This window comes from Streptomyces sp. NPDC127038 (genome assembly GCF_042725875.1).
Taxonomy (GTDB): Bacteria; Actinomycetota; Actinomycetes; order Streptomycetales; family Streptomycetaceae; genus Streptomyces.
In genome coordinates, this window is the sequence record NZ_JBHXDQ010000030.1 from 50,744 (window position 1) to 65,322 (window position 14,579).

Sequence of the window (14,579 nt, forward strand, 5' to 3'; positions counted from 1 at the left end):
CCGGGAGCCGACGACACGCCGGGCCGCTCCGTCGCCCCGGACGTGTCTCAGTCGCGGGCCGTCCGGGCATAGCGGTGCTCGGGGCGGCCCGCGTCGCCGTACCGGAGGGTCAGACGGGCCTGCCCCGTACGCTCCAGGAGCTTCAGATAGCGCTGTGCGGTCTGCCGGCTCAGTCCGGTCTCCTCCGCGACCTCCTGGGCCGACAGCGAGCCCTCGGCGTCCAGCAGGGCCCGCCGTACGAGTCCGGCGGTCCGGGGGGAGTGCCCCGTGGGCAGGTCGGGCGTCGTGGCCGACGCGAGGGTCCCGAAGATCAGGTCCACATCGGCCTGCTCGGCCGTGCCGCCCCGGTCGAGCGTGCGTCGTACGGCCGCGTACGACTCCAGCTTGTCCCGCAGCCCGGCGAACGAGAACGGCTTGACGAGGTACTGGAGCACCCCCTGCCGCAACGCCTCCCGGACGGTCGCCAGGTCACGCGCGGCGGTCACCATGATCACATCGATCTGAAGGCCCCTTCTGCGCATCTCCTGGACCACCGCGAGACCGGTCTCGTCCGGCAGATGGTGGTCCAGGAGGACCAGGTCGGGGCGCGGCAGCGACTCCATCCTGTGCAGTGCCTCGGTCGCGCTGTGCGCCTGACCCGCGACACGGAAGCCCGGAACCCTCTCCACATAGGCGGCGTTGACGCGGGCGACCCGGGTGTCGTCGTCCACGACAAGAACATTGATCATGTCGACTCCGTGCAGGTGTTTCCGGCGTTCTCGCCGTACTCGGCGTTCTTGATGTGCTGGGTGTTCTCGGCGTTGAAGGTGTTCGTGCTGCCCCCGGCTGCGTCCCGCGGCGCGAGCGACGGGTCCGTCAGCGCCTCCGGCAGTACGACCGTGAACTGCGCGCCGCCACCGTCCGCGTCGGACACCTCCGCGCTGCCGCCCTGCCGCTCGGCGAGGCGCCGCACCAGGGAGAGACCGATTCCGCGCTTCCCGTGCGCGGGCGGCTGCTTGGTGCTCCAACCGTCCGTGAAGATCAGTTCGCGCCGCTCCGCCGGGATTCCCGGCCCGGTGTCCCGTACCCGCAGCACGACGGTCCGCCCCTCGGTACGCAGTTCGACCTCCACGCGCGCGTGAGGCGTGCCCGCGACGGCGTCGAGCGCGTTGTCGACGAGGTTGCCGACGACCGTGACCAGCCCGCGCGGGTCGACCAGCCGGTCAGGCAGCAGCGTCCGGTCCGAGATCCACAGCGCCACTCCCCGCTCCGTCGCCACGGTCGCCTTGCCGACCAGAAGGGCGGCGAGCAGCGGATCGTGGACCTTCTCGGTGACCTGTTCCGCCGTGACCCTGTGGTCGCCGACCACCTCCCCGACGAACTCCACGGCATCGTCGTACATCTCCAGTTCCAGCAGCCCCAGGAGCGTGTGCATCCGATTGGCGTGCTCGTGGTCCTGCGCCCGCAGCGCGTCGATCAGCCCGTGCGTGGAGTCGAGCTCGCGGCCGAGCTGCTCCAGTTCGGTCCGGTCGCGCAGAGTGGCGACGGCGCCGCCGTCCTCGGTGGGCATCCGGTTGGCGACCAGCACCCGCTGTCCGCGGACGGTCAGCAGGTCCGTGCCGGTGACCCGCCCCGCGAGCACGTCCGTCGTGCGACCGGGACCGAGCGCGGCGTCCAGCGGCTGCCCGACGGCCTCGGCACCGACCCCGAGCAGCCGCTGCGCCTCGTCGTTCAGGAGGCGTACGCGACCGCCGCGATCGAGGGCGACCACGCCCTCCCGGATGCCGTGCAGCATCGCCTCGCGTTCCTCCAGCAGTGCCGAGATGTCGGAGAAGGCCAGGTCACGTGTCTGCCGCTGGACCCTGCGGGAGATCAGATACGCGGCCAGCGCGCCGACGGCCATGGCCCCGCCGGCGTACGCGAACAGCCCCGGGATCGTGTCGATGAGATGGGCCCGCACACTGTCGTACTTGATGCCGACCGACACCGCGCCCACGATCCTGCCGTCGGCGTCCCGCAGCGGCACCTTGCCCCGTGCGGAGCGTCCCAGGGTGCCGGTGTCGATCTCCATGACGTCCCTGCCGGACAGAGCCTGCCGCGGGCTCGTCGAGACGGGCTTGCCGATCTCGGCGGGAGAGGTGTGCGACCAGCGGATGCCCAGCAGGTCCATCACGACGACGTACTCGGCGCGGCTCGCCTTGCGTATCCGCTCGGCCTCCACCTGCACGGGACCCGTTCTGGAGGGAGCCGTCCGCTGGAGGTCCACGGCGATCTGCGGCTGGGCGGCGGTGGTCTGGGCGATCGCCAGGGCACGCCGCATGGCCTGGTCGTCCAGCTGCGCGCTCAGCGGCGCCAGGAACAGGCCGGTGGCGAGCACGGCGACTCCCGCCGCGATGGCGATCTGCATCACCAGGACCTGGGCGAACACCCGCCGCGGCAGACCGAGGCGCAGTCGTCGTGCGAGGGGAGGAGGGCTCATGCCCCAGACGGTACGGGGGCGCGCCCCCGGCCCGGCCAGGGGCCCGGGCACATGGGGCCTGGCGACTCGGGAGCTGGTGGCTCGGGGCCTGGGGAGACGGGACCCGGTGCCCCGGGACCTCAGCAGGCCACGGCGACGGACGTCTCCTCGAGCTGTCTCACGGCCACGACGTCCATCCGCGCGGGTGAACCGAGTGCCGAACCGCAGCTCTCCGGACGGGGCGGCAGCGAGGCGCCCCGCGCGACGACGACCCGCCACACACGGCCGTCGGAGTGGCCGACGGTCACCTCCCAGCGCGGTGCCGCGCCGTCCGTGCGGATCACCGTCAGGGCGCCGGCGGCGTGCTCCCCCGAAGCCGTCCGCACCGCCAGTTCGGCCGCCTGGCCGGGGCGTTCCCAGGCGGAGTTCCCACGACACCCCTCGGTGACGATCCGGCCCTCCCTGACCCCCTGGAGGACCTCCTTGACGGCATGGGCCTCCGTGCGTCCGTACGCGTACCCGTACGGAAGGACCAGCACGGTGGGGGAGAAACGATGACCGCCCAGATGAGTGACCTCCCAGGTGCCGCTGACGCCCGAGGCGGCCAGTTCCGCGGCCAGGGGGCGTCCGAGCAGGGCGCAGCAGCGGTCACGCTTGCCGTTGGTGCACACGAGGGCCAGGGGATCGCCCGTATGGGGCCGGCCCTGGAGGACCTCGTCGAAGGAACGCGGATCACCCGCGCCGAGCGCGGCGAGGTCGAGGCCGAGCAGCTGGCCCGGATCACGGGTCGTGGCGCTGCGCAGCCAGACGTTTCCCGGGGTGGTGTGGGCCGCGTACACCCGCCGCTCGGCGGTCGAACCGCAGTCGGCATGGCGTCCCGGACGCCGGATGAGGGCGATCCGTACCCCGGTGTCCTCGGCGGCCGCCTCGAGGGCACGGCCGAGCGCGGGATCCAGGTGGCTCGAGGTGAGCGCCTTGGCACCCCAGGGTCCGGGCTGCTCGATGAGCAGCCATGTCCTCGCGGTGGCCGCCGTCCCGGAGAGGGGCTCGTCGAGCTGCCGCGACGCGGTCGTGCACGTTCTCACAGAGGTGAGCCTAACCTGACTTCGCCCAGGGCGACTTCCCGCCGTCCCTCGGGGGCGCGTCCGGGGTGGTCAGGGCGCTCGGCGGGGTGTGCGGAAGCGCGGGGGAGTGGGGGCGCCCGGAGGGCACGCACGTACCCTTTCCCCGCGCCCGGCGTGCGCGCTCTAGAGCGGGAGCGGGCGCGGTGGCCGTTCACCCACGTAGTGCCCGCTCGGCCGCATCCGCAACGGGCGTTCCGTGTACTCCTCCAGGGTGTGGGCGATCCAGCCCGCCGTCCGGGCGACGGCGAAGATCGTCTCTCCCGCGGAGGCCGGCATGCCGGACGAGGTCGTGAGGACGGCCAGCGCGAGATCGACGTTGGCGTGCAGTGGTGCGTGCCGGGCGGTGGTGGTCACCACGTCACGGGCCGCCGCCAGCGCGGGCGCCGCGCCGGGTACCTCCTCCAGGAGGGCGAACAGGGCACGCGCGCGTGGATCCTCGCCGGGGTAGAGCCGGTGGCCGAGCCCGGGGACGCGGCGCCCGGCGCGCAGCTCGTCGGCGACCACGGGAGCGGCGGTGCCCTGGTCGAGAACGTCCAGCAGCAGGCGGTGCGCGAGACCGCTGGCTGCCCCGTGCAGGGGGCCTTCGAGGACGCCGAGGCCGGCGGACACGGCCGCGTACGCGTTGGCGCGGGCCGACGCCGCTACGCGGACCGCCAGCGTCGAGGCGGCCAGATCGTGGTCGACGAGCAGTCCGAGTGCCGTGTCCAGCACCCGCAGTGACGCGTCGTCGGGCTGACGCCCGCTCAGTCGCGCCCACAGCCGGTGAGCCAGCGGGCCTTCGTCGCGGTGGTCGTGCCGGACGGTCGGCAGCGCGGCGACGAGGGTGGGGACGAGGGTGCGTCCGGTGCCGAGCACGGCGCTCTCGGAGAGGTCGAAGCGCAGCGGGTCGGCGGCCGCCGCGGCGATCGTCGCCACGCGCAGCCGGTCGGTCGGGCCGCTGTGCTCGGGCAGCGCGGCGACGCCGCGGCGGGCCGCGGCCACGGACGCCTCAGGGGCCGTGAACGTGATGCCCGGGCGGAGTTCGCCGGTCCAGAGCCATTCGGCGATCTCCTCGTAGGAGTACCGGGAGGCCAGTTCCGTCGCGTCGACCCCGCGGAAGTAGTAGCGGTCCTTGTCGATCAACGTGATGCGGGTGCGGACGGAGAGTTCGCCGCTGCTGCTCGGAGTTCCGCCGCCTTCGCGTCTGTTGCGCCGCGCGAGGGCCTCGACCTCCTTGGTGTCGAACGTGCTCCCGCGCCCTCCCGGCTCCCGTCGGCTGCTGAGCTGACCGCGGCTCACGTACGCGTACACGGTCTCCGGCTTCACGCCCAGCAACTCGGCGGTCTCCTTGGTGCTGAGACGTCGGCCCTCGTGCTCCGGCGTCACCACTTCTCGATCCCTCATGAGCGCCACCGTATCTGTGGATCGGCATATTGATTGGATCAATATTGACAGTTACTGAGTCAAGCATGGACAGTCGAATCAAGTCCAGGGAGGAAACATGCCGATCAACCAAGCCGCGTCCACCTCTGCCGACGCGCGTGCCGAGGTACCGCGAGGTCTCGCAGGAGTCGTCGTCACCGACACCGAACTGGGTGACGTCAGAGGGCTGGAGGGCTTCTACCACTACCGCCAGTACTCGGCCGTCGACCTGGCGCAGGCCTGCGGCTTCGAGGAGGTCTGGCATCTGCTGGCCCACGGTGAGCTGCCCGACGCGGCGCGCCGTGCGGCCTTCACCGCGCGCACCGCGCGGTTGCGCCGGCTGCCGGACGACGTGCGGGCGGCGCTGCCCGCGATCGCGGCGGCGACCGGGCCCTCGGGGCCCCTCGCCGGACTGCGCACCGCGTTGTCGCTGCTCGGAGCGTCGCTGGGGTTCCGTTCCGTGTACGACATCGACGCCGGGCGCCGGCTCGACGACGGTCTCGCGGCGACGGCGGCCGTGCCTACCCTGCTCACCGCGCTGTACCGCATCGGGCGGGGGCTGGAGCCGGTGGAGCCGCGCGAGGACCTGGGCTACGCCGCCAACTACCTGTACATGTTGACGGGTTCGGAGCCGGACGCCGCGCGTGCTCGTGCGGTCGAGCAATACCTCATCTCAACCATTGACCATGGATTCAATGCGTCAACGTTCACGGCGCGGGTGATCGCATCCACCGGCGCCGATGTGGCGGCCTGTCTCGTGGGTGCGGTCGGGGCTCTCTCCGGCCCGCTGCACGGTGGGGCTCCCAGTCGCGCCCTGGACACCCTCGACGCGATCGGTACGCCGGACCGTATCGACGGATGGATCCGCGAACGCGTCCTCGCCGGCGAGCGCATCATGGGCTTCGGGCATCCCGTCTACCGCACGGCGGACCCGCGTTCGCGGATGCTCCGCGCGATGGCCCAGGACTTCGGCGGCCCGCTCGTGGAGTTCGCGGTCGAGGTGGAACGGCAGGTGGAGGCGATCCTGGCCGAACTCAAGCCGGGCCGTGAGCTGCACACCAACGTGGAGTTCTACGCGGGTGTGGTCATGGAACTCTGCGGGCTGCCCCGCGAGATGTTCACCCCCACGTTCGCCGCCGCCCGTGTGGTGGGCTGGAGCGCGAACATCATGGAGCAGGCGGAGGACTCGAAGATAATCCGCCCGGCGGCCCGCTATGTGGGCCCGGTTCCGCCTGTGGCGGTGCCGTCGGCCGCCTGACGCCGACGAGCAGTCGACGGCATCCGGGACCTGGCTGCGGTCGTACGGGCGATCCGGCCTGCGGGACACACGTGAAGGGCCCGGCACCGTGGTGATGCCGGGCTCCGGGTACTGGCCGACAGGATTCCACCCGGGCGAGTCAAAGGACGGGAACCGAATCCAACGGTTCAGGACGGGAAGTCGTCCGTTCGCGGTCGTACCGCCAGGCCCTCGTCGCTTCGTGGATGAGCGCCGTCCCGGCGTCAGAGGTCCGGGATGTCCTTCTTGGCGCGCAGCAAGGTGTCGCGTGTGATGACGACGATCCGCTCGTAGTCGGCCCGTGAAGCGTCGGGCGGGAGCTCGGAGTCGAGTTCCAGGGTGGCCTCGCGCCCGATGACGGCGAAGTCGCCGTCGCTGAGCTCGAAGATATCGGGGCATGACTGGCCAGAAGCGCTGCCGCGCTCGCGTGGAGTAGCCCCGACACGTCGCACGATCTTCACGGAGTAGTACCAACCTTATGGCTCGGAAACGCGGTGGGGGCCGTCTTCCGAGGTGCTCGGAGTCAGGAGTCTCCGAGCACGGGGTGTTGAGCCTGAGGGCTCAGAGGCTGGCGCCATTGTGTTGTCTCTGGTACGCAAAGCACAACAAGCAGCCGAGTGAATCTGGACGGCTTTGTCGGACCAGGGGTGGTATGAGGGTGGTACGCGACCGTGGCGCATCAGGGTGCGGGAGGGGCGCACGAGGCTCAAGCCCTGCCTGCCACGCTACCGGTCGCGTCGAGCCCTGTCAGGGCTATCCCTCATCCGGCTCCCCGACGACCCACCACTCGTCGGCGTCGCCATCCGCCTGATCCTGGATCAGCGTGTCCATCATCCGGCCCAGTTGAGCCTCGTCGGAGGAGTCGGGAAGGCTCTTGCGGTGATGCTCCGTTGCCGCCCAGTAGTCCCTGAAGATCGGGTTCTGGCAGATGATCCGGAAGTGGCCGTGGAGCTCCGCGCGCGTGAGCGCCCCGATCCGATGGAAGTACAGAGCATTGATGTAGAGGGCGTTCGCGAACAGGTACTGGCGCTGCTTCTCGGGCCCGATCTCGGTTTCGTACGTGTTGAGCACGGCGGCGAGGGCGGGATCGTCCATGGCTTTGCACATCAGGTCGAAATGGAGTCGGTGCTGCTCGGTGAGCACGGCACGTCGGCGCTGCCGTGTGCTTCGCTCCGTCACGGCGTTCGCCGCGGCACCGAGGCTCGACCACGCGGCCGAGCCGAGCCTCCGTATCGCGGAAATCTGTGTGGCCATGTCAACCCCCGAATCAGGCGACCGTCCGCCGGTCGTCGGTTGTGGGGCGACAGGGAGCGGACCGGCGAGCGGTGGGCGGCGCGCTTGCCGCCTCCCAGTGTTGCCGAGCGGCTCTGATCGGCAGGGAGGCGGAGAGGAGGCGCACGGAGGGATGTGCGGGTCGCATCCACCGGCGCCATGTCCAACGTGTGCCCCGCGAGCGCCGCTAACAATCGTTCACTTCGGGGCGATTCCCCCCACTCGTATGCTGGGTCGGCATTCATCCCCCGCGTGAGCGCCGGTCCCGTGAGCCGGTGCACGCACAGGTTCAGAGAGGGCGCGTGGTGAGTTCGTCGAGTACGCGGCAGATCCCGGTCATCGTTCTCGCCGGCTTCCTCGGTTCGGGCAAGACCACCCTGCTCAACCATCTCCTGCACCGCAGCGGAGGCAGCCGTATCGGAGCGGTGGTGAACGACTTCGGGGCGATCGAGATCGACGCGATGGCGGTGGCCGGAGCGCTCGGCGACTCCACCGTCTCGCTCGGCAACGGGTGCCTGTGCTGTGCGGTCGATGTCACTGAACTTGATCAATATCTTGACCGGCTCGCTCGGCCCTCCGCGGGCATCGACGTCATCGTCATCGAGGCGAGCGGGCTCGCCGAGCCCCAGGAACTGGTCCGCATGGTGCTCGCCAGCGAGGATCCGCGGATCGTGTACGGAGGGCTGGTCGAGGTCGTCGACGCCGCCGAGTTCGCCGCCACGCGCGCGAAGCACCCCGAGATCGACCGGCACCTCGCCCTCGCCGATCTCGTCGTCGTCAACAAGATCGACCGGGCCGAGGACGGCGAGGCCGTGACGCATGCCGTCCGCGGGCTCGCCGATCGTGCGGCCGTCGTTCCCGCGAACTACGGCCGCATCGATCCGGAGCTCCTCTTCGACTGCCGGCCCGGCGAGGAACGGATCGGACAGCTGTCCTTCGACGATCTCACGCGGCACGACGACGAGATCGAGGAAGAGGGAGGTGAGGTCGAGGAATGCAGGGCCCCGGAGTGCGGTCCCGCGCGGCACGGGCACTCCCGTCGCCATCTGCACTCCGCCTACGACTCCCTCTCCTTCACCTCCGAAGTGCCGCTCGGGCCAAGGCGGTTGATGGCCTTCCTCGACAGCCGGCCCGAAGGGCTCTACCGGATCAAGGGCTACGTCGACTTCGGCGTCCAGGACATCCGCAACCGGTACGCCGTTCACGCCGTCGGGCGGTTCCTGCGCTTCTACCCCGAGCCCTGGACCGATGCCGGCGAGCGGCTCACCCAGCTCGTCCTCATCGGCTCCGGCATCGACACGGTGGCGCTGGCCAAGGAACTCGAGGCATGCAAGGAGGACGCCCCACATGCCGACGAACACAGCATGTGGGGCGTCCTCCGCTACGTACAGGAGCCCGGCCAGGAGGCCTGACGGGGGGCTACAGCGGTCCGGCCACCACCGAAACCGGCTTGCCCAGGGACACGCCCGAGCCGTCACGGCGCGGGTCGATCTCCGGCAGGTCGACGGGCATACCGGTCTTCTGCGCCGCGCGCCCCGGCGTCGGGCCGGCCCAGGCCAGCGACAGGCAGTCCTCGCCCTTCAGGAACCGCTGGCAGCGCACACCGCCGGTGGCGCGGCCCTTGCGCGGATACTGGTCGAAGGGCGTCAGCTTGGCGGTCGTCTGGACGGAGTCGTCCAGCGTCCCGCGTGAACCCGCGACGGTGAACACGACCGCGTCGACCGCCGGGTCGACCGCGGTGAAGGAGATCACCTTCGCGCCGTCCGTCAGCTTGATGCCCGCCATACCGCCCGCGGCGCGGCCCTGCGGACGCACCTGGGTGGCCTGGTAGCGCAGCAGCTGGGCGTCGTCCGTGATGAAGACCAGGTCCTCCTCACCGGTGCGCAGCTCGACGGCGCCGACGATCCGGTCGCCGTCCTTGAGCGTGATGACCTCCAACTCCTCCTTGTTCGAGGGGTAGTCGGGCACCACACGCTTGACCACACCCTGCTCCGTGCCGATCGCGAGACCGGGGGAGGTCTCGTCGAGCGTCGTCAGGCAGATCACCGTCTCGTCGGGTTCCAGGGAGGACAGGAACTCCGGGATCGGAGCGCCGCCGGAGAGGTTGGGCGCCGACGCCGTCTCGGGCAGCTGCGGGAGGTCGATCACGTTCAGGCGCAGCAGGCGGCCCAGGGACGTCACCACGCCGATCTCGCCGCGTGCCGTCGCGGGCACCGCGGAGACGATCACGTCGTGCTTGGTGCGCTTGGCGTCCGGGTCCTCCCCGAAGGGTTCGGTGGTCACCGTACGGGCCAGCAGGCCGGTCGAGGACAGCAGGACCCGGCACGGGTCGTCGGCGACCTGGAGGGAGACCGTCGGGGCGAGGGTGCCCGCGGACTCCAGGAGCACCGTGCGCCGGTCGGTGCCGAACTTCTTGGCCACCGCGGCCAGTTCGGTGGAGACCAGCTTGCGCAGCTCCGTGTCCGAGTCCAGGATGCCGGTCAGCTCGTCGATCTCGCCGTTCAGGCGGTCGCGCTCCGACTCCAGCTCGATGCGGTCGAACCGGGTGAGGCGGCGCAGCGGCGTGTCCAGGATGTACTGCGTCTGGATCTCGGAGAGCGAGAAGTGCTCGATCAGCCGCTCCTTGGCCTGCGCCGAGTTGTCGCTGGAGCGGATGAGGCGGATGACCTCGTCGATGTCCAGGAGGGCGACGAGGAGGCCCTCGACCAGGTGCAGCCGGTCGCGCTTCTTGCCGCGGCGGAACTCGCTGCGGCGGCGCACGACCTCGAAGCGGTGGTCGAGGTAGACCTCCAGCAGTTCCTTGAGGCCCAGGGTGAGCGGCTGACCGTCCACCAGCGCCACGTTGTTGATGCCGAAGGACTCCTCCATCGGCGTCAGCTTGTAGAGCTGTTCGAGGACGGCCTCCGGCACGAAGCCGTTCTTGATCTCGATGACCAGGCGCAGGCCGTGCGCACGGTCGGTGAGGTCCTTGACGTCGGCGATGCCCTGGAGCTTCTTCGAGCCGACCAGGTCCTTGATCTTGGAGATCACCTTCTCGGGACCCACGGTGAAGGGCAGCTCCGTGACGACGAGGCCCTTGCGGCGCGCGGTGACGTCCTCCACGGACACCGTGGCGCGGATCTTGAAGGTGCCGCGGCCCGACTCGTAGGCGTCCCGGATCCCGGAGAGGCCGACGATGCGGCCGCCGGTGGGCAGGTCGGGTCCCGGGACGTGCTTCATCAGCGTCTCGAGGTCGGCGCCCGGGTAGCGGATGAGGTGCCGCGCGGCGGCGATGACCTCGCCGAGGTTGTGCGGCGGCATGTTCGTGGCCATGCCGACGGCGATCCCGGAGGAGCCGTTGACCAGCAGGTTCGGGAAGGCGGCCGGGAGGGCCACCGGCTCCTGCTCCTGGCCGTCGTAGTTGGGCGTGAAGTCGACCGTGTCCTCGTCGATCGACTCGGTCATCAGCGACGTCGCGTCGGCCATCCGGGACTCGGTGTAACGCATCGCGGCCGGCGGGTCGTCGTTGCCGAGGGAACCGAAGTTGCCGTGGCCGTCGACCAGGGGAAGCCGCATGGAGAAGGGCTGCGCCAGCCGCACCAGGGCGTCGTAGATCGACGCGTCGCCGTGCGGGTGCAGCTTACCCATGACCTCGCCGACGACACGGGCGCACTTCACGTAGCCGCGGTCGGGGCGCAGGCCCATCTCGTTCATCTGGTACACGATGCGGCGGTGGACCGGCTTGAGGCCGTCCCGGGCGTCCGGCAGGGCTCGCGAGTAGATGACCGAGTACGCGTATTCGAGGAAGGAGCCCTGCATCTCGTCCACGACGTCGATGTCGAGGATCTTCTCCTCGTACGAGTCGTCGGGCGGCGGGGTCTTCGTGCTGCGGCGGGCCATCGCTGCTGCGGCTCCTTCACAGTCTCTGCCGGGGCATGAACGGGTTCTGACGCGCACCATTGTGGACCGCCCCACTGACAACGCCGACCGCGACCCGTCCGTAGCGCCCCGCCGGCACGCTCCGCGGACGTCACCGGGACCTCTCCGGGACGGCGTTCCGGCCACGCGCCCGGCCGCCTTCCGGCCACGTGCCCGCCGGTCCGCCCGCCCCGCGCCCCACCGCCCCGGGCGCGTCCGCGGCGGCTTCCGCCGAGGCTTCCCCGGGCGGGCCGGGGACACGCGTGAGTCTCGCTCTCGGCGTACGAGGTGCGGGAACCGCGCCACCCGTCCGCGCGCTTGCATACAGTGGCAGGACCGACAGGAATGACGCAGTTCCGCGATCGAAGGGACGTACATGCCCATGGGTCACACGGCCACAGCTGAGGCAGGCTCCGGCGGCCTGACAGCGACCGAGCACCGACTGGCCAACGGCCTGCGCGTAGTGCTCTCCGAGGACCATCTGACCCCGGTCGCCGCGGTGTGCCTCTGGTACGACGTCGGCTCGCGCCACGAGGTCAAGGGCCGCACCGGTCTCGCCCACCTTTTCGAGCACCTGATGTTCCAGGGCTCCAAGCAGGTCCACGGCAACGGCCACTTCGAACTCGTCCAGGGCGCCGGCGGCTCGCTCAACGGCACGACGAGCTTCGAGCGCACCAACTACTTCGAGACCATGCCCGCCCACCAGCTGGAGCTCGCCCTCTGGCTGGAGGCCGACCGCATGGGATCGCTGCTGGAGGCGCTGGACGACGAGTCCATGGAGAACCAGCGCGACGTCGTGAAGAACGAGCGCCGGCAGCGTTACGACAACGTTCCGTACGGCACCGCCTTCGAGAAGCTCACCGCGCTCTCGTACCCCGAGGGCCACCCGTACCACCACACCCCGATCGGGTCGATGGCGGACCTGGACGCGGCGACCCTGGAGGACGCCCGCGCCTTCTTCCGCACCAACTACGCGCCCAACAACGCGGTCCTGTCGATCGTCGGCGACATCGACCCGGAGCAGACGCTCGTCTGGGTCGAGAAGTACTTCGGCTCCATCCCCGGGCACGACGGCAAGCCCGCCCCGCGCGACGGCTCGCTGCCCGACGTCATCGGCGAGCAGCTGCGCGAGGTCGTCGAGGAGGACGTCCCGGCACGCGCGCTGATGGCCGCCTACCGCCTCCCGGAGGACGGCACGCGCGCGTGCGACGCGGCCGACCTGGCGCTCACCGTCCTCGGCGGCGGCGAGTCCTCCCGGCTCTACAACCGGCTCGTACGCCGTGACCGCACCGCCGTCGCGGCCGGGTTCGGCCTGCTGCGGCTCGCCGGAGCCCCCTCCCTGGGGTGGCTGGACGTGAAGACGTCCGGCGACGTCGAGGTCCCGGTCATCGAGGCCGCCGTGGACGAGGAGCTCGCCCGGTTCGCCGAGGAGGGCCCCACGGAGCGGGAAATGGAGCGCGCCCAGGCCCAGTTGGAGCGCGAATGGCTCGACCGGCTCGGCACCGTCGCCGGCCGCGCCGACGAACTGTGCCGGTACGCCGTCCTGTTCGGTGACCCGCAGCTCGCCCTGACCGCCGTGCAGCGCGTCCTCGACGTCACGGCCGACGAGGTCCGGGAGGCCGCCAAGGCCCGCCTGCGCCCCGACAACCGCGCGGTGCTCGTCTACGAGCCCACCACCGCCGAAGCCGCCGACGCGGCCGACGAGACCGACGAGGAGGCGGCGAAGTGACCGAGCTCGCCACCATGGACTTCCACCCCCGGCCCCAGGCCGGACAGCCCAAGCCGTGGGCGTTCCCCGCCCCCGAGCGCGGCACCCTGGACAACGGCCTGACCGTCCTGCGCTGCCAGCGCCCCGGCCAGCAGGTCGTCGCCGTCGAGGTGATCCTCGCCGCGCCGCTGGACGCCGAGCCCGCGGGCCTGGACGGCATCGCCACGATCATGGCGCGCGCCTTCTCCGAGGGCACCGACAAGCACTCCGCCGAGGACTTCGCCGCCGAGCTGGAGCGCTGCGGCGCCACGCTCGACGCGCACGCCGACCACCCCGGCGTACGTCTGTCGCTCGAAGTGCCCGTCTCGCGCCTGGCCAAGGCCCTCGGCCTGCTCGCCGACGCCCTGCGGGCCCCCGCGTTCGCGGACGGCGAGGTCGAGCGGCTGGTGACCAACCGGCTGGACGAGATCCCGCACGAGACGGCGAACCCGGCCCGTCGCGCGGCCAAGGAGCTCTCCAAGGAGCTGTTCCCGAAGAGCGCGCGCATGGCACGCCCGCGCCAGGGCACCGAGGAGACCGTCCGGAACATCGACGCGTCGGCCGTGCGCGCCTTCTACGAGAAGCACGTGCGCCCGGCCACGGCCACCGCCGTCGTCGTGGGCGACCTGACCGGAGTCGATCTCGACGAGCTGCTCGCCGACACGCTCGGCTCCTGGACCGGCTCGTCCGCCGAGCCGCTCCCCGTGCCGCCGGTGAGCGCCGACGACACCGGCCGCGTGATCATCGTCGACCGCCCCGGAGCGGTCCAGACGCAGCTGCTCATCGGGCGGGTCGGCGCCGACCGGCACGACCGCGTGTGGCCCGCCCAGGTCCTCGGCACGTACTGCCTCGGCGGCACCCTCACCTCGCGCCTCGACCGCGTCCTGCGCGAGGAGAAGGGCTACACCTACGGCGTGCGGGCGTTCGGGCAGGTCCTGCGCTCCGCGCCGGACGGCACGGGCGCCGCGATGCTCGCCATCAGCGGCTCCGTCGACACCCCCAACACCGGTCCCGCGCTGGACGACCTGTGGAAGGTGCTGCGCACCCTCGCGGCCGAGGGGCTGACCGACACCGAGCGCGACGTCGCCGTGCAGAACCTGGTGGGTGTCGCGCCCCTCAAGTTCGAGACCGCGGCGGCCGTCGCGAGCACGCTCGCGGACCAGGTCGAGCAGCACCTGCCGGACGACTACCAGTCGACGCTCTACCGCCAACTGGCGGCCACCGGCACCGTGGAGGCCACCGCGGCGGCGGTGAGCGCCTTCCCGACGGACCGTCTGGTGACCGTCCTGGTGGGCGACGCGGCGCAGATCGCGGAGCCGGTCAGGGCCCTCGGAATCGGTGAAGTCACCGTGGTGGCGGCCGAGTAGGACCCGTGCGCCCCGGAAGGGCCCTGACGGCTGAGGAGCCGTCAGGGCCCTCCTCTTT

11 protein-coding genes are annotated in these 14,579 nt (G+C 71.2%); 4 read left to right on the forward strand and 7 right to left on the reverse strand.

The features are described from left to right. Positions 1–47: 47 nt before the first annotated feature. From ACFWI4_RS21470 to ACFWI4_RS21485, 4 genes are all read right to left on the reverse strand, one after another. Positions 48–728 (reverse strand): response regulator, encoded by a 681-nt coding sequence (locus tag ACFWI4_RS21470; RefSeq protein ID WP_387198501.1) that lies wholly within the window; start codon positions 726–728, stop codon positions 48–50. Then, a complete protein-coding gene (locus ACFWI4_RS21475) occupies positions 725–2,458 on the reverse strand; it encodes an ATP-binding protein (protein ID WP_387198504.1) in 1,734 nt (577 codons plus the stop codon). The genes ACFWI4_RS21470 and ACFWI4_RS21475 overlap by 4 nt, the downstream gene beginning before the upstream one ends. A gap of 119 nt (positions 2,459–2,577) precedes the next feature. Continuing rightward, positions 2,578–3,522: a sucrase ferredoxin gene (locus ACFWI4_RS21480; RefSeq protein WP_387198507.1), complete on the reverse strand. Its 945-nt coding sequence runs from the start codon at positions 3,520–3,522 to the stop codon at positions 2,578–2,580. A 162-nt stretch (positions 3,523–3,684) separates the two neighbouring features. After that, positions 3,685–4,944 carry a citrate synthase gene (locus ACFWI4_RS21485; protein ID WP_387198510.1) on the reverse strand — a complete coding sequence of 420 codons (1,260 nt, stop codon included), beginning with the start codon at positions 4,942–4,944 and terminating at the stop codon, positions 3,685–3,687. A gap of 97 nt (positions 4,945–5,041) precedes the next feature. Here ACFWI4_RS21485 and ACFWI4_RS21490 point away from each other — a divergent pair, with 97 nt between their 5' ends. Then, positions 5,042–6,220 (forward strand): citrate synthase/methylcitrate synthase, encoded by a 1,179-nt coding sequence (locus tag ACFWI4_RS21490; RefSeq protein ID WP_387198513.1) that lies wholly within the window; start codon positions 5,042–5,044, stop codon positions 6,218–6,220. A 242-nt stretch (positions 6,221–6,462) separates the two neighbouring features. On the opposite strand, the gene ACFWI4_RS21495 is transcribed toward ACFWI4_RS21490, so the two are convergent. Both ACFWI4_RS21495 and ACFWI4_RS21500 read right to left on the reverse strand, forming a co-directional pair. Further along, positions 6,463–6,699 carry a hypothetical protein gene (locus tag ACFWI4_RS21495; RefSeq protein ID WP_385401706.1) on the reverse strand — a complete coding sequence of 79 codons (237 nt, stop codon included), beginning with the start codon at positions 6,697–6,699 and terminating at the stop codon, positions 6,463–6,465. 292 nt (positions 6,700–6,991) lie between these two features. Further along, positions 6,992–7,492 (reverse strand): DUF6082 family protein, encoded by a 501-nt coding sequence (locus ACFWI4_RS21500; RefSeq protein ID WP_387198516.1) that lies wholly within the window; start codon positions 7,490–7,492, stop codon positions 6,992–6,994. 320 nt (positions 7,493–7,812) lie between these two features. On the opposite strand from ACFWI4_RS21500, the gene ACFWI4_RS21505 reads away from it, so the two are divergent. After that, a complete protein-coding gene (locus ACFWI4_RS21505) occupies positions 7,813–8,922 on the forward strand; it encodes a CobW family GTP-binding protein (RefSeq protein WP_387198519.1) in 1,110 nt (369 codons plus the stop codon). A 7-nt stretch (positions 8,923–8,929) separates the two neighbouring features. On the opposite strand, the gene ACFWI4_RS21510 is transcribed toward ACFWI4_RS21505, so the two are convergent. Then, the gene (locus ACFWI4_RS21510) at positions 8,930–11,389 is read right to left on the reverse strand and encodes a DNA topoisomerase (ATP-hydrolyzing) subunit A (RefSeq protein WP_387198522.1); all 2,460 of its coding nucleotides are present in this window, start codon (positions 11,387–11,389) and stop codon (positions 8,930–8,932) included. 394 nt (positions 11,390–11,783) lie between these two features. On the opposite strand from ACFWI4_RS21510, the gene ACFWI4_RS21515 reads away from it, so the two are divergent. Both ACFWI4_RS21515 and ACFWI4_RS21520 read left to right on the forward strand, forming a co-directional pair. Beyond that, on the forward strand, positions 11,784–13,136 hold the full coding sequence (locus ACFWI4_RS21515; protein ID WP_387198525.1) for a M16 family metallopeptidase: 1,353 nt from the start codon (positions 11,784–11,786) through the stop codon (positions 13,134–13,136). Then, positions 13,133–14,521 (forward strand): M16 family metallopeptidase, encoded by a 1,389-nt coding sequence (locus ACFWI4_RS21520; RefSeq protein ID WP_387198528.1) that lies wholly within the window; start codon positions 13,133–13,135, stop codon positions 14,519–14,521. Before ACFWI4_RS21515 ends, ACFWI4_RS21520 begins: the two co-directional genes overlap by 4 nt. Positions 14,522–14,579: the final 58 nt, after the last annotated feature.